This window comes from Mesorhizobium sp. P2_E7 (genome assembly GCF_056403855.1).
Genome location: NZ_JBFUER010000001.1, coordinates 2,105,760 through 2,122,603 on the forward strand (window position 1 = coordinate 2,105,760; position 16,844 = coordinate 2,122,603).

The 16,844-nt window shown below is 63.6% G+C and carries 19 protein-coding genes; 8 read left to right on the forward strand and 11 right to left on the reverse strand.

Going from position 1 to position 16,844, the window contains the following annotated elements; all coding sequences use genetic code 11:
* The first annotated feature begins 127 nt into the window (after positions 1-127).
* On the forward strand, positions 128-970 hold the full coding sequence (locus AC1DYC_RS10645; protein WP_477406066.1) for an SDR family oxidoreductase: 843 nt from the start codon (positions 128-130) through the stop codon (positions 968-970).
* Positions 971-1,028: 58 nt separating this feature from the next.
* Here AC1DYC_RS10645 and AC1DYC_RS10650 read toward each other — a convergent pair whose 3' ends face one another.
* Positions 1,029-1,667, reverse strand: a complete 639-nt coding sequence (locus tag AC1DYC_RS10650) for an MOSC domain-containing protein (protein ID WP_477406068.1) — start codon at positions 1,665-1,667, stop codon at positions 1,029-1,031.
* Positions 1,664-2,293: a TetR/AcrR family transcriptional regulator gene (locus AC1DYC_RS10655; RefSeq protein ID WP_477406070.1), complete on the reverse strand. Its 630-nt coding sequence runs from the start codon at positions 2,291-2,293 to the stop codon at positions 1,664-1,666. Before AC1DYC_RS10655 ends, AC1DYC_RS10650 begins: the two co-directional genes overlap by 4 nt.
* Positions 2,294-2,405: 112 nt before the next feature.
* On the opposite strand from AC1DYC_RS10655, the gene AC1DYC_RS10660 reads away from it, so the two are divergent.
* The 3 genes from AC1DYC_RS10660 (at position 2,406) to AC1DYC_RS10670 (ending at position 3,926) form a co-directional block, all read left to right on the forward strand.
* The gene (locus AC1DYC_RS10660) at positions 2,406-2,828 is read left to right on the forward strand and encodes a tautomerase family protein (protein WP_477406072.1); all 423 of its coding nucleotides are present in this window, start codon (positions 2,406-2,408) and stop codon (positions 2,826-2,828) included.
* 31 nt (positions 2,829-2,859) lie between these two features.
* On the forward strand, positions 2,860-3,252 hold the full coding sequence (locus tag AC1DYC_RS10665) for a VOC family protein (protein WP_477406074.1): 393 nt from the start codon (positions 2,860-2,862) through the stop codon (positions 3,250-3,252).
* Positions 3,253-3,359: 107 nt separating this feature from the next.
* Positions 3,360-3,926 carry a methyltransferase family protein gene (locus AC1DYC_RS10670; protein WP_477406076.1) on the forward strand — a complete coding sequence of 189 codons (567 nt, stop codon included), beginning with the start codon at positions 3,360-3,362 and terminating at the stop codon, positions 3,924-3,926.
* Here the strand turns inward: AC1DYC_RS10670 and AC1DYC_RS10675 are convergent, their stop codons facing one another.
* The 5 genes from AC1DYC_RS10675 to ettA form a co-directional block, all read right to left on the reverse strand.
* Positions 3,927-5,048: a beta-ketoacyl-ACP synthase III gene (locus AC1DYC_RS10675; RefSeq protein ID WP_477408247.1), complete on the reverse strand. Its 1,122-nt coding sequence runs from the start codon at positions 5,046-5,048 to the stop codon at positions 3,927-3,929. It abuts the gene before it with no gap.
* 128 nt (positions 5,049-5,176) lie between these two features.
* On the reverse strand, positions 5,177-5,965 hold the full coding sequence (gene tam, locus AC1DYC_RS10680; RefSeq protein WP_477406078.1) for a trans-aconitate 2-methyltransferase: 789 nt from the start codon (positions 5,963-5,965) through the stop codon (positions 5,177-5,179).
* Positions 5,962-6,228 carry a type II toxin-antitoxin system RelE family toxin gene (locus AC1DYC_RS10685; RefSeq protein WP_477406080.1) on the reverse strand — a complete coding sequence of 89 codons (267 nt, stop codon included), beginning with the start codon at positions 6,226-6,228 and terminating at the stop codon, positions 5,962-5,964. Before AC1DYC_RS10685 ends, tam begins: the two co-directional genes overlap by 4 nt.
* Positions 6,225-6,473, reverse strand: coding sequence for a type II toxin-antitoxin system RelB family antitoxin (gene relB, locus AC1DYC_RS10690; RefSeq protein ID WP_477406082.1), 249 nt, complete (start codon positions 6,471-6,473; stop codon positions 6,225-6,227). Before relB ends, AC1DYC_RS10685 begins: the two co-directional genes overlap by 4 nt.
* Positions 6,474-6,536: 63 nt before the next feature.
* On the reverse strand, positions 6,537-8,186 hold the full coding sequence (ettA, locus tag AC1DYC_RS10695; RefSeq protein ID WP_477406083.1) for an energy-dependent translational throttle protein EttA: 1,650 nt from the start codon (positions 8,184-8,186) through the stop codon (positions 6,537-6,539).
* A 240-nt stretch (positions 8,187-8,426) separates the two neighbouring features.
* On the opposite strand from ettA, the gene AC1DYC_RS10700 reads away from it, so the two are divergent.
* Positions 8,427-9,710, forward strand: a complete 1,284-nt coding sequence (locus AC1DYC_RS10700; RefSeq protein WP_477406085.1) for a GGDEF domain-containing protein — start codon at positions 8,427-8,429, stop codon at positions 9,708-9,710.
* 10 nt (positions 9,711-9,720) lie between these two features.
* On the opposite strand, the gene AC1DYC_RS10705 is transcribed toward AC1DYC_RS10700, so the two are convergent.
* The 4 genes from AC1DYC_RS10705 to AC1DYC_RS10720 form a co-directional block, all read right to left on the reverse strand.
* A complete protein-coding gene (locus AC1DYC_RS10705) occupies positions 9,721-10,338 on the reverse strand; it encodes a hypothetical protein (RefSeq protein ID WP_477406087.1) in 618 nt (205 codons plus the stop codon).
* A 70-nt stretch (positions 10,339-10,408) separates the two neighbouring features.
* Complete coding sequence (locus tag AC1DYC_RS10710; protein WP_477406089.1) at positions 10,409-11,416, reverse strand: ribonuclease T2 family protein; 1,008 nt, start codon at positions 11,414-11,416, stop codon at positions 10,409-10,411.
* Positions 11,417-11,514: 98 nt separating this feature from the next.
* Positions 11,515-11,964 carry a MarR family winged helix-turn-helix transcriptional regulator gene (locus AC1DYC_RS10715; protein WP_477406091.1) on the reverse strand — a complete coding sequence of 150 codons (450 nt, stop codon included), beginning with the start codon at positions 11,962-11,964 and terminating at the stop codon, positions 11,515-11,517.
* The gene (locus AC1DYC_RS10720; protein WP_477406093.1) at positions 11,961-12,851 is read right to left on the reverse strand and encodes an alpha/beta fold hydrolase; all 891 of its coding nucleotides are present in this window, start codon (positions 12,849-12,851) and stop codon (positions 11,961-11,963) included. The genes AC1DYC_RS10715 and AC1DYC_RS10720 overlap by 4 nt, the downstream gene beginning before the upstream one ends.
* Positions 12,852-12,991: 140 nt before the next feature.
* Between AC1DYC_RS10720 and AC1DYC_RS10725 the strand changes: the two genes are divergently transcribed.
* The 3 genes from AC1DYC_RS10725 (at position 12,992) to AC1DYC_RS10735 (ending at position 16,827) form a co-directional block, all read left to right on the forward strand.
* Positions 12,992-13,924, forward strand: coding sequence for an alpha/beta fold hydrolase (locus AC1DYC_RS10725; protein ID WP_477406095.1), 933 nt, complete (start codon positions 12,992-12,994; stop codon positions 13,922-13,924).
* 81 nt (positions 13,925-14,005) lie between these two features.
* Positions 14,006-15,181: a CaiB/BaiF CoA transferase family protein gene (locus AC1DYC_RS10730; protein ID WP_477406097.1), complete on the forward strand. Its 1,176-nt coding sequence runs from the start codon at positions 14,006-14,008 to the stop codon at positions 15,179-15,181.
* The gene (locus tag AC1DYC_RS10735) at positions 15,178-16,827 is read left to right on the forward strand and encodes a thiamine pyrophosphate-binding protein (RefSeq protein ID WP_477406099.1); all 1,650 of its coding nucleotides are present in this window, start codon (positions 15,178-15,180) and stop codon (positions 16,825-16,827) included. The genes AC1DYC_RS10730 and AC1DYC_RS10735 overlap by 4 nt, the downstream gene beginning before the upstream one ends.
* Positions 16,828-16,844: the final 17 nt, after the last annotated feature.

Sequence of the window (16,844 nt, forward strand, 5' to 3'; positions counted from 1 at the left end):
ACGACGTCGTGACCAAAAAGATTCCCCCTCGCCTCTGGAAACTCGGCGAATGCGCCGTATATGCCCGAAAGCGGAGAAGCCTCCGCTTTCCCAGAAATCACGCCCGCATGGGCAAGGATTCCACATCATGACATCAAAGGTTTGGTTTATCACCGGATCGTCGAAAGGTTTTGGCCGCGTCTGGGCCGAGGCCGCACTCGCCCGTGGCGACCGTGTCGCCGCAACCGCCCGGGATGCTGGCACGCTCGCCGATCTCGTCGCGAAATACGGCGACAACATCGCCGCGATAAAGCTCGACGTCACCGACAAGAAGGCCGTCGATGCCGCGATCGCCGAGGCGCACAAGCGCTTTGGCCGGCTCGACGTCGTCATCAACAATGCCGGCTATGGCCATTTCGGTGCCATTGAGGAAGTCAGCGAACAGGAAGCCCGCGACCAGATCGAAACCAATGTCTTCGGCGCGCTCTGGGTCACCCAGGCGGCGTTGCCGATCATGCGGGCGCAGCGTTCCGGCCACATCATCCAGATCTCGTCGATTGGCGGCGTCAACGCCTTTGCCTCGCTCGGCCTCTACCACGCCTCGAAATGGGCGCTGGAAGCGTTCAGCCAGTCGCTTAATATCGAGGTCGCCGAATTCGGCATCCACGTCACGCTGGTCGAGCCGGGTGGCTTCTCCACCGATTGGTCCGGCGCCTCGGCCAAGGTCTCCACGCCGATCGAGGCTTACGCCCCTGCCCGCGCCAAGATGGCCGAGCGTCGTGCCAATTCGGTCGCCGGCGACCCCGAAACCACCGGACCGGCGATGCTCGAAATCGTCGACGCGGCCGAGCCGCCGCTGCGCGTGTTCTTCGGCGACGGCGGCCTGCCGATGATCAAACAGGAATACGCCAACCGCATCGCGCTTTGGGAAAAGTGGGACCACGTTTCCATCGAGGCGCAGGGCGCGAAGAAGAACCGCAAGGCGGCTTAAATCGTCTTGAGATCCGGCTGCGTCGCCTTGGCGGCGCAGCCCCTGCCCTCAGCGATACTCAGGCTCGATAAATCCACTGCTCCGGCACGCGCACGGAAATCTCTTCGCCTGTCGTAATACAACCCGGTTTCTCGACCCAGGCAACCAGTCCGCGCAGCCGTTTGGCCGCCTTCGTGAAGGCTAGCGCGCCCGTCTCGCGATCGGCCATCCCGGCATTCTCGGCGACCGAACGCCCGGCGAGGCGGCAAGGCCCGTTCTGCGCATCGACCTTGATCGTCACGCCGCCTTTGAAGAACAGCAGCGAGCCTGACGGCAGCATCGACAGATGCGGCACGCCTTCGATCAGCAGATTGGCGCCGACCCATTCCGGCTTGATTTCGGCCAGCCCCATCCGTTCCACGACGATCGCCAGTTCGTCCGCCGCCACAATCGACAACTGCCGTTCGTTGCGCATTTCGGTGCCGCGCGGGTACCAGGGCTCGCGCCCGCCGGAGCGCCGCGTAGCGCCGGCGTGGAAGTCGCCTGATATGCCGCCGAAGCCGAGCTGCAATTCTTCCACCGGACGCGTCTGGAAGTGATCGAACGGCGCGACGTAGAGCGCCGTCGCGCGCGCGGAAAGCTTCCTGGCCGGGATGATTTCGACCGGCTTCTCGGGCTCCGGGAAAAGGTCCGGTGTGGCGTTCTGTTTTTGAATCATGCCCTTGATTTTTGCCCCTCGACCGGCAGAGCCGCAAGAGCGGTTTCGGCCAAGGCCCGCAGCTCTTCCACCGAAGCGCCGTCCCGCGCCTGGATCGACATGCCGTTCATGGTCCCGGCCAGGTATTTGGCGAACCCTTCGACGGAAATACCTTCCGGCAGGTCGCCCTTTGCCTTGCCCTGCGCCAGCCGTTCGGTGATCGCCGCTTCGCTCGCCTTGCGATAGGTCTTGAGCTCATCGGCAACGGCTTGCGCCTGCGGCGACGTCGCCAGCGCGCCGCTGACGAACAGGCAGCCACCGGGTTTGCCGGGCCTGGAATAGGCCTCCGCTGCCCCCAGCAGCAACCGCCGGATCGCCTCCCCTGTCGACACCGGCGCGCTCAGCGCTTCCAGCGCAAAGCCGATCTCCGTCTGGTGGTAGCGCTCAAGCGCCTTGCGGAACAAGGTCTCCTTGTCGGTGAAGGCGTTGTAGATCTGCGGCGGCGTCAGCCCCATCGCTTCGCGCAGCATGGTGAGCGACGTCGCCTCATAACCATGCTCCCAGAACAGATGCATCGCCGCATCCAGCGCCCGGTCGGGGTCGAAGGCACGCGGACGGCCGCCGCGCGGCTTTTCCAAATTATCCATAGCGATCGTTACGAAACCTGTTGACTCATCTTATCCACGTAACGTAACAATCGATACGAAACATGGCAAGCAGCAACTGCAAGGCCATGCGATCTCCAGAAGAGGATAGAAAATGCCCATCACCGTGACCGCACCGCAAGGCGTACTGACTCCGGCCGGAGAGCGCGAGATCCTGCCGCGTCTCAGCGCTGCCCTGATCGAAGCCTCCGGCGCCTCCGGCAATCCCTTCTTCACCGCGATTGTCGGCGGCACGGTTCACATCCTGCCGCCGCACCACATCTATGCCGGCGGCGCCAATCGGCCGGTCGTCATGGTCGAGCTGAAACTGCCCAATATCGGCCTCGGCTCGCTCGAAGCCCGCAGCGCCTTCATCTCCGCTGCCGCCAGCATTGTCGCCGAACTCTGCGTGCCTGGTCACAGGCCCGAAAACACCTGGATCAACATCGTCAACGCACCCGACGGCGGCTGGGGTATCGGCGACAGGCAATTTACCGGCGACGCGCTGATCGCAGCCGCTACCGCTTCGGCGCGTTGACCTGGCAAGCGCAACGACCAGGAACAACCCGATGCGGCTCTCCCCTTCCCTGTTCTTCACCACCTATTGCGAACCGGCGCTGGCCTTCTACGAAGCGTGCGGCCTCGGCCGGGCGACCATCCTGCTGCGCTGGGGCGACAACGGCATGCCGGTGCGGACCGAAACCATGCTGGGAAAAATCCTGCATGCCCGGTTCGAAGGCCCGGGCGTGCTGTTTCATGCCTCCGACAATGACGATGCGGAGCCGATGAAAGGCTCCGCTTTGATGCTGGAATTCGACGACCAGGCCAAAATGCGCGAGCTTTTCGACCGCATGGCCTCGGGCGGCCGGATCACCTTACCCTTGGCGCGGCAAGTTTGGGGAACCAGCTTCGGCATGCTGGTGGATGCCTTTGGCGTACAGTGGATGTTCTCCGGCCCATGAGCGCGGATCACGATCTTCTTACCTGAAAGCGGCACCGGTTGCGTATTGCGCCGCATTGCCGCCGTGCTGCGCCGGCTTCATGGTGAGACAGTCGGCGGAGGTCTCCCATGCGTCCCGGTACGGCAATCGCATTGCTCTGGCTGATCTGGGTGGTGTCCTGGTTTCTGGCCGCCTTTTGGTCCGACCCGGCGCAAAAGCGCGCCGGCATCCAGGCGGAGTTTCGCTATCGCTCCCTGTGGTTGATCGGCGCGGTGCTGCTGTTCATTCCGGCGCACGGCTATGCCGGCCGGCTGCGGTTCTGGTTTCCGACCCTTGCCGAGGCGTGGATCTGCGCAGCGCTCATTGCCATTGGCCTGATATTCGCCTGGTGGGCGCGGCTGCATCTCGGCCGTCTCTGGTCGGCCTCGGTGACGGCCAAGGCCGAACACCGTGTCATCGACACCGGCCCCTACGGGCTGGTCCGCCACCCGATCTACACCGGGCTGCTGCTGGCCATCCTTGCCACCATGGCGGCGAAAGGCACGGTCTGGGGCATCGCCGGCGCGGCCTTTCTCACCGCCGGCATCGTCATGAAGGCAAGGCTCGAAGAACGTTTTCTGCGCGGCGAACTCGGCAGCGCCTATGACGACTATGCCCGCCGCGTGCCGATGCTGGTGCCGTTCACGCCGGCCTGACTACAGCATTCTGAGCAGCGCGCCGCCTATCGAATAGCCGGCACCGAAGGCGCACAGCACGCCGAAATCGCCGGGCTTCATATCGGCGTGGTTTTCCGACAGCGCGATGATGGCGCCGGCGCCGGCTGTGTTGCCGAGCCGCTCCAGCACCATCGGCGCGCGGTCGTGGTCGACCTCGTGGCCGAAGGCCAGCTTCAGGATCATGGCGTTCATCCGCGCATTGGCCTGATGCAGCCAGAAGCGCCGGACGGCTTGCGGCGTCAGCCCGTGTTCGGCCAGGAATTCGACGATGAATTTGTGGCCGGCGACGGTGACTTCCTTGAACACCTTGTTGCCGACCTGTTTGATCAGATTGCCCTCGAGGCTGATCATGTAGGGATCGTCCTGCGCAGTGCGGGTGTGGTAGCCCAGATTGGTGCGAATGTTGTTCGACATCTGCGTCCAGGTGCGCGTGTCCAGCACCTCGAAGCGTCCCGGCCGTTTCTCGCCCTTGGCCAGCCCCTCGACCACCATCGCCACGGACGCGTCGCCGAAGATGAAATGCGTCTGCCGGTCGCGGAAATTGAGATGGCCGGTGATGATCTCCGGTGTAACCACCAGCACGCGTTTGTGCGCGCCCGTCCGCACCAGATTGACCGCGATGTGCAAGGCGGCCGCGGCGGACGAACAGCCGAGGCCCATGTCGAAGCCGGCACCCTTGGTGCCCAGGGCGTCCTGCATTTCGATGGCGATCGCCGGATAGGGCCGCTGCTGGTGCGAGGCCGAGCAGATCACCAGATCGATATCGGACGGGTTCAGGCCGGCATGGTCGAGCGCCTTTTTTGCCGCGGCGACGCCGAACTCGGCCTGCAGCGACAGCGCATCGTCGGGCCGCGCCGGGATGCGCGGCGCCATCCGGGTCGGGTCGAGAATGCCTTCCCGCTCGATCACATGCCTGGTCTGGACGCCCGAGGCATGGACGATGAAGGCGCTGTCGGATTTCTGCAGCAGCGGCTCATCCGTGCCTTGCCGGCGCGCATTCTCCGTGTCGACCCAGGCATTGAAGCTGGTGACCAGTTCTTCATTGGTGATCTTGGCTTCAGGGATTTCAACGCCGATGCCGCTGATGATGACGCGATGCATATCCAGTCCGTCCATGCGCAGGCGTTGTCGTTTTCATGTGGGCGCCGAAACGCTTCGGCGCAACACTTTTCTCACCCGGCCGGTTTACGCCGGCTTAAGCCGAGCGCATTGGCTGCGTTCGCCAGGTACTAACCGGCCCGCTTGGCGACGATGAAAATACGCGGGAAGCGCAGCAGCACCTTGCCGTTTGCGGTCTTCGGATAGGCTTTGGCGATCTTTGCCGTGTAGCTGTCGAGGAACGTCTTGCGCTCGGCGTCGGCCAGCGGATCGAGAAAGGGCTTCAGCCCCGTCGACTTCACCCACTCGACGATCGCCTCGGCGTCGGCCAGCGGATGATTGTAGGAGGTATGCCAGATATCCACCCGGTCGGAGAGCGGCGACAACAGATCATAGTAGAACGACACCGGCGGCAACGGTCCGCGCGCAGCCCCCGCCATCTTGGCGGTGAACGGCATTTCGGCCGCGGTCTCGCGCATCAGCTGATGCGACGGCTCAAGCAGATTGTCGGGCATCTGGACAGCGAGCGCGCCGCCCGGCGCGAGAAAGCCCATCAGCCGCTGGAAAACCGCCGGATGGGTCGGCAGCCACTGGAACACCGCATTGGCGAAGATGACGTTGACCGGATCGGCCGGCTGCCATGTCGAGGCGTCAGCGAGGTCAAAATTGACGCTGGGCAGGCGCGCCCTCGCCTTTTCGATCATGTCGGGCGAGCTATCGAACCCGCTAACCTCGGCATCCGGCCAGCGCTCGACCAGCAGTTCGGTCGAATTGCCCGGCCCGCAGCCGATGTCGACGACCCGGCGCGGAAAATCGACCGGCACCTGCGCGACGAGATCGCGCGCGGGCCGCGTGCGCTCATCCTCGAATTTCAGATATTGGGCGGCGGACCAATCGGGTTTTTTTGGTGTGCTGTTCATCGATAGACCTCACGACGGTTGCCGACCTCCACGACCAGCACGACAAGCCGGCTGTCCTGGAACTGGGTAAGGATCCTGTAGTCGCCGACGCGAAACCGCCAGGTCTCTTCCTTGGTGCCAGTCAGGCGTTTGGCGAGCGCCCTCGGATTGGGGTGCGCCGAAACTCTTTGAGTGAGGAACTCCAGGACGCGCCGTTGATCTTTCGTGGAAAGCCGTTCGATGTCTATCTCGGCGCGCCGCGTGAACTCGACACGCCAGGTCATTCAGCGGCAGGCTTCTTGCGACGCTCCTCGATTTCACGACGTTCGAGTTTCCGCATCACGTCATCCAGCGGAATGCGCACACCGTCATCGTCCTTCAGGCGTTCATCCGCGATCGCGGCGTCGTGCCAATCCTCGATGGCCTCGAGGATCGCTTCGGTCGCGACCTGATCAACAGTGCGGCCGCTGGCTTTTGCCATGTCGGCCAGCAGCTTCTCGGTTTTCTGCGGCAGTTTGACCGTGATCATGGACGACTCCACCCGATCAATTTAGGTCAAACGAACATCGCCTGCAACGGATCGGTGCCAGCCTTACCGCGTCAGCCTCTTGTAGGTCATGCGGTGCGGGTTGACGGCCTCGGGGCCGAGCCGGCGGATCTTGTCCTGCTCGTAGTCCTCGAAATTGCCCTCGAACCACTCGACATGGCTGTCGCCCTCGAAGGCGAGGATATGGGTGGCCAGACGGTCGAGGAACATGCGATCGTGCGAGATGATGACGGCGCAGCCGCCGAAATTTTCCAGCGCGTCTTCGAGCGCCGCCAGCGTTTCCGTATCGAGATCGTTGGTCGGTTCGTCGAGCAGCAGCACATTGCCGCCGGTCTTCAGCATTTTTGCCAGATGCACGCGGTTGCGCTGGCCGCCAGAGAGGTTGCCGACCTTCTGCTGCTGGTCGCCGCCACGGAAGTTGAACGACGCGCAATAGGCGCGCGTGTTGGCCTCGAACTTGCCGAGCTTGACCACTTCGGCGCCGCCCGAGATTTCTTCCCAGACGGTCTTTGACGGATCGAGCGCGTCGCGGCTCTGGTCGACATAGCCGAGCTTCACCGTCTCGCCGACGCGAACCGTACCGGCATCCGGCTTTTCCTGGCCGGTGATCATGCGAAACAGCGTCGTCTTGCCGGCGCCGTTCGGGCCGATGACGCCGACGATACCGCCCGGCGGCAGCTTGAATTCCAGCCCTTCGATCAGCAGCGTGTCGCCAAAACCCTTCGACAGGCCGTCGACCTCGATCACCACATTGCCGAGGCGCTCGCCATGCGGGATGACGATCTGGGTGTCTGTCGGACGCCGCTTGTCGGCCGCATCCAGCAGGTCCTGGAAGGCCTGGATACGCGCCTTGGACTTGGTCTGGCGGGCCTTGGGGCTCGACTGGATCCACTCGCGCTCGCGGCCGATGGCGCGCTGGCGGGCGTCGTCCTCGCGGCCTTCCTGCTTGAGGCGCTTGGCCTTGGCTTCGAGGTACTTGGTGTAGTTGCCCTCATAGGGAATGCCGCGGCCGCGATCGAGTTCGAGGATCCATCCGGTGACATTGTCGAGGAAGTAGCGATCGTGGGTGATGATCATCACAGCACCCGGATAGGCGCGCAGATGCTTTTCCAGCCACGCCGTGGTCTCGGCGTCAAGATGGTTGGTCGGTTCGTCGAGCAACAGAAGGTCCGGCTGGCGCAGCAGCAGCTGGCAGAGCGCGACGCGGCGGCGCTCGCCGCCCGAAAGCTTGGTGACGTCGGCATCCTTGGGCGGGCAGCCCAGCGCTTCCATCGCCATCTCGACCTGCTGTTCGAGATCCCAAAGGTTCAGCCGGTCCATATCGTCCTGGAGCTTGGCGGACTCGTCCGCCGTCTCGTCTGAGTAGTTCATCATCAATTCGTTGTAGCGCTCGATGATGGCGGTCTTGGCAGCAACACCTTCCATGATGTTCTCGAACACGGTCTTGGTCGCATCGAGCGCCGGCTCCTGCGCCAGATAGCCGACGGTGGCGCCTTCGGCGAGCCAGGCTTCGCCGTTCCACTCCTTGTCGAGCCCAGCCATAATCTTGAGGATCGTCGACTTGCCCGAACCGTTGGGGCCGAGAATGCCGATCTTGGCGTCCGGGTAGAAGGACAGATGAATGTTTTCGAGCACCTTCTTGGTGCCATAGGCCTTGTTGAGGCCGGCCATGTGATAGATGAACTGGCGTGCCACGCGCGCTTTCCCTGACAGTTGACCGAAAATGTCGGATTGAATGGAGGTTGGGCGCTATGTAGGCGATGCCGGGCCGAACGGCAATCGCTTTTGCCATTTCAAGCCAGGTGTATACCGCACGTTAAGTTTCCCGCCGGCCGCAAGGCACGCTGAAATCTCCTTTTAACCCTTCCGCGTCAAAACAGGATCGATCGCTGGCTTTCCGCGATTTCGAGAAAGAGTGAGATCGGACCAACGGCAGTGCTGAACAGTTTCCTGCTCCTTGCCGAAGCTGTGGTCTACTTCAGCGTCATGGTCACGCTGTTCCGCTTCAGGGATCGCATCGGCCTCGGCGTCTTCGTCTGCGCGCTGGGCGCCATGCATTTCCTGGAAACCTATCTCGCCAGCGTCTTCTACGTCGCTTTGCCGTTCGGCATGGTCTCGCCGGGTTCGGCGGTGCTGTTTTCTGGCAAGCTGGTGATGCTGCTTCTGCTCTACATGAAGGAAGACGCGGCCACGGTGCGGCAGCCCATTTATGGCCTGCTGCTTGGCAATGCCCTGATGATCGGGCTTGTCCTGATCCTGCGTCTGCATGACATTTCGGCGCTTTCCGGCGGTAAGCTTCCCGATATCGGGTTCATCGACCAGATGGGCTGGCTGATGGTGTGGGGCACGACGCTGCTCTTCATCGACGCCATCCTGATCATCCTGCTCTACGAAAAGCTCGGGCGCTATCTGCGCAAGGCGCCGTTCACCCGCATCCTGGTTTGCGTCGCCTGCGTGCTGACCTTCGACCAGGCCGGTTTTTTCACCGCCCTGCATTTTGTCGCCGGCGCGCCGATCGCAGTCTTTTTCGGCGGCTGGTTCGCCAAAATGGGCGCGGCCCTTACCTATAGCGCCATGCTGGTCGCCTATCTCAGATGGTTCGAGACGCGGCACGTCGTGGCACCGCGTGGATTGTCCGACGTTTTCGATACCTTGACCTACCGCGAGCGCTACGAAGCCCTGGTCGAATATGTCGGCCGCGACGGCCTCACCGGCCTGTTGCACAGGGGACGTTTTGACAGCGATGGCGAAAATTCGGTCGCCGTCAGCCTGCGCACGGCCCAGCCGCTCAGCCTAGTGATCGTCGACGTCGATCATTTCAAATCGATCAACGATCGCTTCGGCCACGCCGAGGGCGACAGGGTGCTGAGATCGATCGCCCAGGTGTTGACCCAGGCGGCCGGCGCGCACGACCAGGTTTTCAGGATCGGCGGCGAGGAATTCGCCATCCTTTGCTCGCAACCGCATCCGGTCGCCAGATTGCTTGGTGAAAACATCCGCCATGCCGTCAAGGGGTGCGCAAACCGCTTCGACATCAGCGTCAGCGCCGGCATTGCCACCGTCAACGAGACGGTCGGCTCGCTTGCCGATCTCTTCGCCCTTGCCGATGAACGCCTCTACAAGGCCAAGTCCACCGGCCGCGACCGCGTCATCGGCGAAGCGCGGGACGACGCCGAAGATTTCGGCGCGCGGACACTCACACGCGGCATTGGCGGCTGAAGTACTGGCGCTATTGGCTCCGCTTGCGCTGCTGCAACGCGCCGACCGCAACTGAGACGGCCATCAGCACAATCGCCAGCCATTTCAGCGTAGTGATGATCGGACCGGCATCGATGTCATAGGCGATGAACAGCAGGATGCCCGGCACCAGCAGGCCGCACATGATGAGCATGATGCGGTTGATCTGCCAGGACACTTTTGCCGCCAGTGCGTCGTCGCCGGCTTCAGGGACGAGCCCGGCGCGCATTTCCCTGGAGGCCACGAGCGCACTGGACAGGCGCAGCGAGATCGGCAGGCCGAGCCCAATGATGAGGAAGGCGCAGGCCGCCAGCAGAGCCGAGAATTTGAGCGCGCTGGTCTCGGCCGGCACCGGAAACAAGAGGGTTGCCAGCGGCAGGAAGACACAGAAGATACCGAGCGCGGCGATGGCAATGAAAATCGCGGCATTGACCCAAGTGAACAGCTGGTAGCGGCCCGCCCCGATCGGCGCGGCGAGCACACGCATGCGCGCCCATTCCGCGTCTGTGTAGGAAAAGCCCGGCCATTCCATGCGGCCGTCCTGGATTGCGGTCATCCCCCTGGCCCAGAAAGCCAGCCGCGCCAGCGCGCCTGATGTCATGCCACTCATCGTCACCCCCGTCGCATGAAATGCATCCAGACCATGTCACCGCGTCACTGCCAAGCGACTGACGGATATCCTACTGGAACCCGGCCGCATCGACCGAGCCCTTCGGGCAGCCGGCCTTGGTCGTCGGTGCGGAGGCCAGCATCAGACTGCCCAGCGAACTGTCCGGGTCGATCGGGCCGGTCAGGCCGAGCGTCAGCTCGCCGATCAGCCGCCTGCCGCTCGACGGATCGACCAGGCAAGAGACGCGCACCCGCGCGCCGGCGCCATTGCCGAAGGCGCTGTCGAAGGCGCTGCGGATCTGGTCCGAAGTCAGCTGCTTGCCGACATTCTTGGTGAAGAGCTCGCGCACCGGCGAGGCGTTCACCGCCCGCATCAGGTTCAACGCCTCGGCAAAATACTCCTGCTGGCTCTTGCCGTAGCAGGTGCCATGCTTGATCCACTCGTGCCGCTCGAGCTTGGACGCCGTGCCCGGCATGACTTGGTCGAGCTCGGCGCGCGTGTTGGCATCGAGATCGACCGGCGGCAGGTCGCCCCAGTGGGCCGGATTGTCATTGGCCTTGTCGCTCGCCGGCACCTGGCAATAAAAGTTGCCGTTCGGCTGCGGCCACAGGCCGTGCAAGGTGAAATGCGACGCGTCGAAACCGCCCGCGGTCTGCGCCTGGCATTCGGGCTTGCTCGACTTGGTTTCGCAGAAAGCCGGCTGCCAGCTCAGCGCAAAGACATATTCGGGCTTTCCCGAAGCCGCAGGCTTGCCCTGATCGGCAGGTGCTGCCGGCTGAGCGGCCGCGCTGCCGCCAGTGACATGGCCGCAGCTGATCTTGACCCAGCGGCGCTCCGGATCGGCGCCGGGCACGCGGATGAGATAATGCGTCGGCGCATCCTTGTTGCCAGCCAGAAGGTCGTAGCTCTGCCCGGCCGTTGTCGCGATATTGCCGGGATTCTTGCCACTCTTGATCGCCTGCGTTGCCGGACATGCGGCATCGGCCACGAAGGAGCCGCTCATCTTCACGTCGGCTCGCGCCGCGCCCGCGCCGGCCAGCGCAAAAAACACCGCAGCCACTATTGCCGATATCCGCATTCCAGCACTCCTAGCGTGTCATAGCGCAAGCTAGAAACGTACGACATGTCAGAATTACGATTTCTTTCGCCGGCCGCAAAAAACAATCGATCCGCCGATCAGGCCTCGCCCTCCTCGACCCTCTTAGCCAGTTCACGCAGCAGGTCCAGCGCAGTCTGAAGCGAGCGAGTCTCGATGCCGTCGGAGACGCGGTTGGCCCAGACATGTTGGCGCGTGCCGATATCGCGTATCGCTGTCCAGCCGGCATCGGTGATTGCCAACAGCTTGGCGCGGCGGTGCGCCGGGTTGTCGGCATAGGCGGCAAGCCCTTCGGCGGCCAATATGTCGGCCAGCCGCTGCACGCTCTGGCGGGCAAGCCCCATGTCGCGGGCAATATCGGCAACCGATTTCGGCTCCTTCAGCACCGCGCCCAGTACCTGCCAGCGCGCCGCCGTCAGACCGGCGCGCTCCGCCAGCCGGTCGGCCGCGTCGAGAAAACCGCCATTCAGCCGAAACACCGCAAGCACGAGTTCGGTGAGTGCGTCGGCGGCTTCGGTCCTTTCAGTCATTTCTGGCCGGCCTCGATGCAGGAAACGAAAATATTGACGGCTTCAGCCACCGCCTCCGGCTTGTCAAGCATCACCCAATGGCCGGAGCCAGCAACGATTTGATGGCCAATTCCGCTGCGAAGCCGGAAAAGCGCTGCCGCATTGTCGTTGGCCTCTGTGGCCAGCACGAAGATCGGCCCGTGATAGGCGTCGAGCGTCGGTTCCGGATCCCATTCGGCCAGCGCCTTGCCGACGCCTGCCCGTGCCGCCGGATCGACGAGAGCCGCATCGGCGAGGACCTGTTTGCGGACATTTGCATTGGAGCCGGCGATCGAGGTGTAATAAGCGCTCAGCACATCGCCGCCGCTCGGCCCCGGCAGATCGCGCACGAACCCGTCGCGGATCTCCTTCGGCAGTGCGCGCGGATCGGTCGCCGGGTCGACCAGCAAGATGCCGGCGACCCGGTCGGCATGGCCGAAGGCATAGGCGAGTGCCGCGCCGCTGCCGCCGCTATGCGCGACAAGGACAAACCGCTTCAGGCCGAACGCATCGGCCACCGCGCCGATGTCGGCCGCACGGCCATCATAGCCGTAGTCGACATCAGCTGCAGGCGCCGATGCGCCATGGCCGCGAAAGTCGAAGGCGACCACTTCGCGGCCGTCAACAGTGAGCTGCATGACCCTGTTCCACGTCGAAGCACGGCTGCAATCGCCATGCGCGAACAGGATCGGCAGGCCGTTGCCGGCCTTGAGGTCGTAAGTGGCGAGCCGTCCCTGCGGACCGGCAATGGTTGACGTCTTCATGGTCATCTCCCTGGTTTGGCTGGATGCGACGCCGGGCAACAGCATCGCGGAGGCGAAGCTCACCAGCAGGACGGCGCGGCGCGAAACGATCGAATTGGCTTTCATGCTCCTCTCCCGATCTATTTTGACAGCATGCTGTCATATAACCAAATTGACAGCACACTGTCAATGGCGATGCCAGGTGATTTCGCCCTCCCCTTGACGTCGGTCCTGCGGTCGCCCAACAGTCACTGAGGGAGCGACATATGGCATTTGACAAGCAGACGACGCTGGCCTCACCGACCGGGGCCACGCTCAACCTTTTTATGAAGCACGCCAGCGGCTCTCCGCGCGCCGTTATCCAGATCAACCACGGCCTGGCCGAGCACGCGGCGCGCTATGCCCGCTTCGCCGATTACCTCAGCACCCGCGGCATCCAAGTCTACGTCCACGACCATCGCGGCCACGGCGCGACCAAGGCGCCCGATGCCCCGCTCGGCAGGTTCGCCGGCAGTGACGGCGCCGCCAAGGTGATCGCCGATGTCGACGCCGTTCACGACCTGATCGCAAAGGAGCAGCCCGGCCTGCCGGTCATCCTGTTCGGCCATTCATTTGGTGCGTCGGTGGCGCTGAACTATCTGTTGGCGCACTCGCCACGCGTCCATGCCGCCGCGATCTGGAACGGCAATTTCTCGCAAGGCTTGCTTGGTCAGCTCGCGCTCGCCATCCTGGCCTATGAGCGGTTCCGGCTCGGCTCCGACGTTCCCTCGCGCATCTTGCCCAGGCTGACCTTCCAGGCCTGGGGCAAGGCGGTGCCCAACCACAAGACGCTGTTCGACTGGCTGTCGCGCGACGAGGCGGAAGTGGCCAAATACATCGCCGATCCACTGTGCGGCTGGGACGCCTCGATCTCGATGTGGCGCGACGTCGTGGGGATGGCGCAGAATGGCGGCAAGGATTCCGGCTTTGCCGGCATAAGGCGCGATCTTCCCGTCAGCATCGTCGGCGGCGAAAAAGATCCGGCTTCCGACTACGGCAAGGGCATCGATCATCTCGCCAAACGCATGCGCGCGATGGGTTTTTCGAATCTGCTTTCAAAGGTTTACGCCGACACCCGCCACGAAAGTCTGAACGAGGTGAACCGTGACACCGTCATGGACGATTTCGCCGCCTGGGCCGATGGTGTGTTGAAACGCTGACATCGCTGGCCCAGCGCAAGGCCCGTGACAGCGGCATCCCGGATTGATAGAGGCTGCGGTTCCGACCCGCTCTGGTGTTTTATGGCTGAACCTCCACTGAAAGGCGTCCGCGTCATCGAACTGGCCCGCATCCTTGCCGGGCCATGGGCCGGGCAGTTGCTGGCCGATCTCGGCGCCGATGTCATCAAGGTCGAAAGCCCCGATGGCGGCGATGACACCCGCAAATGGGGCCCGCCCTTCGTCATGAGCCATGACGGCGAAAACCTGTCGGCCGCCTATTACCATTCCTGCAATCGCGGCAAGCGATCCATCGCTGTCGATTTCTCGACTGCCGAAGGCGCTGAAACGGTACGCCGGCTGGTCGCCACGGCCGACGTGCTGATCGAGAACTTCAAGCTCGGCGGGCTCAAGAAATACGGGCTCGATTTTGATAGCCTGAAAGCAATCAATCCTCGCCTCGTCTATTGCTCGATCACCGGCTTCGGCCAGGACGGGCCCTACGCGCCGCGCGCCGGCTACGATTTCATCATCCAGGCCATGGCCGGCATGATGTCGATCACCGGTGAAGTCGGGCGCGAGCCGCAAAAGGCCGGCGTCGCCATCTCCGACATCTTCACCGGGCTCTACTCCGTCATCGCCATCCAGGCAGCGCTGCGCCACGCCGAAAAGACCGGCGATGGCCAGCACATCGACATGGCGCTGTTCGACACCCAGATCTCGGCACTCGGCAACCAGAACCTTAACTATCTCGTCTCCGGCAAGTCGCCGGTGCAGATGGGCAATGCGCATATGAACATCGCGCCCTACGAAGTGGTGCCGGTCAGGGACGGCCACGTCATCCTCGCGGTCGGCAATGACGGCCAGTTCGCCAAATTCTGCGCCGCCGTCGGGCTCGACCATCTCGCAGCGAATCCTGATTTCGCCACCAACCCTGCTCGCGTCGCCAACCGGGTGAAATTGCGCGAGCACATGATCGAGACGCTGAAGGACTGGGATCGCGACCCGCTGCTGGCGAAACTCGAAGCGGCCAGCGTGCCGGCGAGCCCGATCAACAATATCGGCCAGATGTTTGCCGATCCGCAGACCATCGCGCGCGGCATGCGCCTCGACCTCGACGATGGCCGTGGCAATCGTCTGCCCTCGGTGCGCGCGCCGATGGTGATGTCCGGCACACCGCTGGTCTATGAACGCCCTTCGCCACGCCTTGGCGAACACACTGACGAAATCCTTGCCGAACTGGAGAAATCTGGAAAATGAAGACCGGCGGACAACTGATTGTCGACGCGCTCGAGGCCAACGGCACCGATCGCATCTTCTGCGTGCCGGGCGAATCCTATCTCGCCGTGCTCGACGCACTGCATGACTCGCCGATCCGCACCATTGTCTGCCGCCAGGAAGGCGGCGCTGCCATGATGGCCGACTGCCAGGGGCGGCTGACCGGCAAGCCCGGCATCTGCTTCGTCACCCGCGGCCCCGGCGCCACCAATGCGTCCGCCGGCATTCACATCGCCATGCAGGATTCGGTTCCCGTCATCCTGTTCATCGGCCAGGTCGCCAGCCATGCCAAGGAGCGCGAGGCTTTTCAGGAAGTCGACTACAAGCGCTTTTTCGGCGACATCGCCAAATGGGTGGTCGAGATCGACGACGCCGCGCGCATCCCCGAATTCGTCACCCGCGCCTTTGCGGTGGCAACCTCAGGCCGCCCCGGTCCTGTCGTCATCTCGCTGCCTGAGGACATGCTGACCAGCCTGGTCGAAGCGCCTGCAGCCTTGCCGCACACGCCGGTCGAAACCCGCCCCGGCGAAGCCGAGCTCGACGCACTGGAGAAGCTGCTCGGAAAGGCCAAGCGTCCCTTCGTCATCCTCGGCGGTACACGCTGGGACGAGGAAGCGGTGGAGCAGATACGCACCATCGCCGAGGCCTGGTCGCTGCCGGTCGGCTGCTCCTTCCGCCGGCAGATGCTGTTCGATCACCTGCACCCGAACTATGCCGGCGATGTCGGCATTGGCATCAACCCGAAGCTGGCCACCGCCATCAAGCAGGCCGACCTGGTGCTGCTGATCGGGGGCCGCATGGGCGAGATGCCGTCCTCCGACTATACGCTGCTGAAAAGCCCCTACCCCGACCAGACGCTGGTGCATGTCCATGCCGATGCCGGTGAACTCGGCCGCGTCTACCGGCCGACGCTGGCCATCAACGCTTCGCCCTCGGCTTTCGTCGAAGCTTTTGCCAAACGCAAGCCGGCCGGCAAGCCGTCCTGGGCGGATGAGACAGCGAAGGCGCACGCCGCCTATCTCGACTGGTCGACGCCGCCGGAAAGCGGCCCCGGCCCGGTCCAGATGGGACCGATCATGAATTACCTGGAAAAGGTGCTGCCCGACGACGCGATTCTCACCAACGGCGCCGGCAATTACGCCACCTGGGTGCATCGCTTCCACCGCTTCCGCCGCTTCGCCACGCAAGGCGCGCCCACCTCCGGCTCGATGGGCTACGGCACGCCGGCCGCGGTCGCCGCCAAGGCGCTCCATCCGGAGCGCACCGTGATCGCCTTTGCCGGCGACGGCTGCTTCCTGATGAACGGCCAGGAATTCGCCACCGCCGTCCAGTATGACCTGCCGATCATCGTCATCGTCGTCAACAATGGCATTTACGGCACCATCCGCATGCACCAGGAGCGTGACTATCCCGGCCGTGTCGTCGCCACCGACCTGAAAAACCCCGACTTCGCAGCCCTCGCCCGCGCCTATGGCGGCCATGGCGAGACAGTGGAGAAGACCGCCGATTTCGCACCCGCCTTCGAACGCGCACGGGCCAGCGGCAAGCCGGCCATCGTCGAAATCAGGCTCGATCCGGAGGCGATCACGCCGACCCGGACGATGACGCAAATCCGCGACAAGGCCTGACGAAAAAGGGCGGTCAC

Excerpts from the sequence above, each read along its gene's own strand:
- AC1DYC_RS10645 (WP_477406066.1), top strand. The coding sequence starts at position 128 with ATGACATCAAAGGTTTGGTTTATCACCGGATCGTCGAAAGGTTTTGGC.
- AC1DYC_RS10650 (WP_477406068.1), bottom strand. The coding sequence starts at position 1,667 with ATGATTCAAAAACAGAACGCCACACCGGACCTTTTCCCGGAGCCCGAG.
- AC1DYC_RS10655 (WP_477406070.1), bottom strand. The coding sequence starts at position 2,293 with ATGGATAATTTGGAAAAGCCGCGCGGCGGCCGTCCGCGTGCCTTCGAC.
- AC1DYC_RS10660 (WP_477406072.1), top strand. The coding sequence starts at position 2,406 with ATGCCCATCACCGTGACCGCACCGCAAGGCGTACTGACTCCGGCCGGA.
- AC1DYC_RS10665 (WP_477406074.1), top strand. The coding sequence starts at position 2,860 with ATGCGGCTCTCCCCTTCCCTGTTCTTCACCACCTATTGCGAACCGGCG.
- AC1DYC_RS10670 (WP_477406076.1), top strand. The coding sequence starts at position 3,360 with ATGCGTCCCGGTACGGCAATCGCATTGCTCTGGCTGATCTGGGTGGTG.
- AC1DYC_RS10675 (WP_477408247.1), bottom strand. The coding sequence starts at position 5,048 with ATGCATCGCGTCATCATCAGCGGCATCGGCGTTGAAATCCCTGAAGCC.
- tam (WP_477406078.1), bottom strand. The coding sequence starts at position 5,965 with ATGAACAGCACACCAAAAAAACCCGATTGGTCCGCCGCCCAATATCTG.
- AC1DYC_RS10685 (WP_477406080.1), bottom strand. The coding sequence starts at position 6,228 with ATGACCTGGCGTGTCGAGTTCACGCGGCGCGCCGAGATAGACATCGAA.
- relB (WP_477406082.1), bottom strand. The coding sequence starts at position 6,473 with ATGATCACGGTCAAACTGCCGCAGAAAACCGAGAAGCTGCTGGCCGAC.
- AC1DYC_RS10705 (WP_477406087.1), bottom strand. The coding sequence starts at position 10,338 with ATGAGTGGCATGACATCAGGCGCGCTGGCGCGGCTGGCTTTCTGGGCC.
- AC1DYC_RS10710 (WP_477406089.1), bottom strand. The coding sequence starts at position 11,416 with ATGCGGATATCGGCAATAGTGGCTGCGGTGTTTTTTGCGCTGGCCGGC.
- AC1DYC_RS10715 (WP_477406091.1), bottom strand. The coding sequence starts at position 11,964 with ATGACTGAAAGGACCGAAGCCGCCGACGCACTCACCGAACTCGTGCTT.
- AC1DYC_RS10720 (WP_477406093.1), bottom strand. The coding sequence starts at position 12,851 with ATGAAAGCCAATTCGATCGTTTCGCGCCGCGCCGTCCTGCTGGTGAGC.
- AC1DYC_RS10725 (WP_477406095.1), top strand. The coding sequence starts at position 12,992 with ATGGCATTTGACAAGCAGACGACGCTGGCCTCACCGACCGGGGCCACG.
- AC1DYC_RS10730 (WP_477406097.1), top strand. The coding sequence starts at position 14,006 with ATGGCTGAACCTCCACTGAAAGGCGTCCGCGTCATCGAACTGGCCCGC.
- AC1DYC_RS10735 (WP_477406099.1), top strand. The coding sequence starts at position 15,178 with ATGAAGACCGGCGGACAACTGATTGTCGACGCGCTCGAGGCCAACGGC.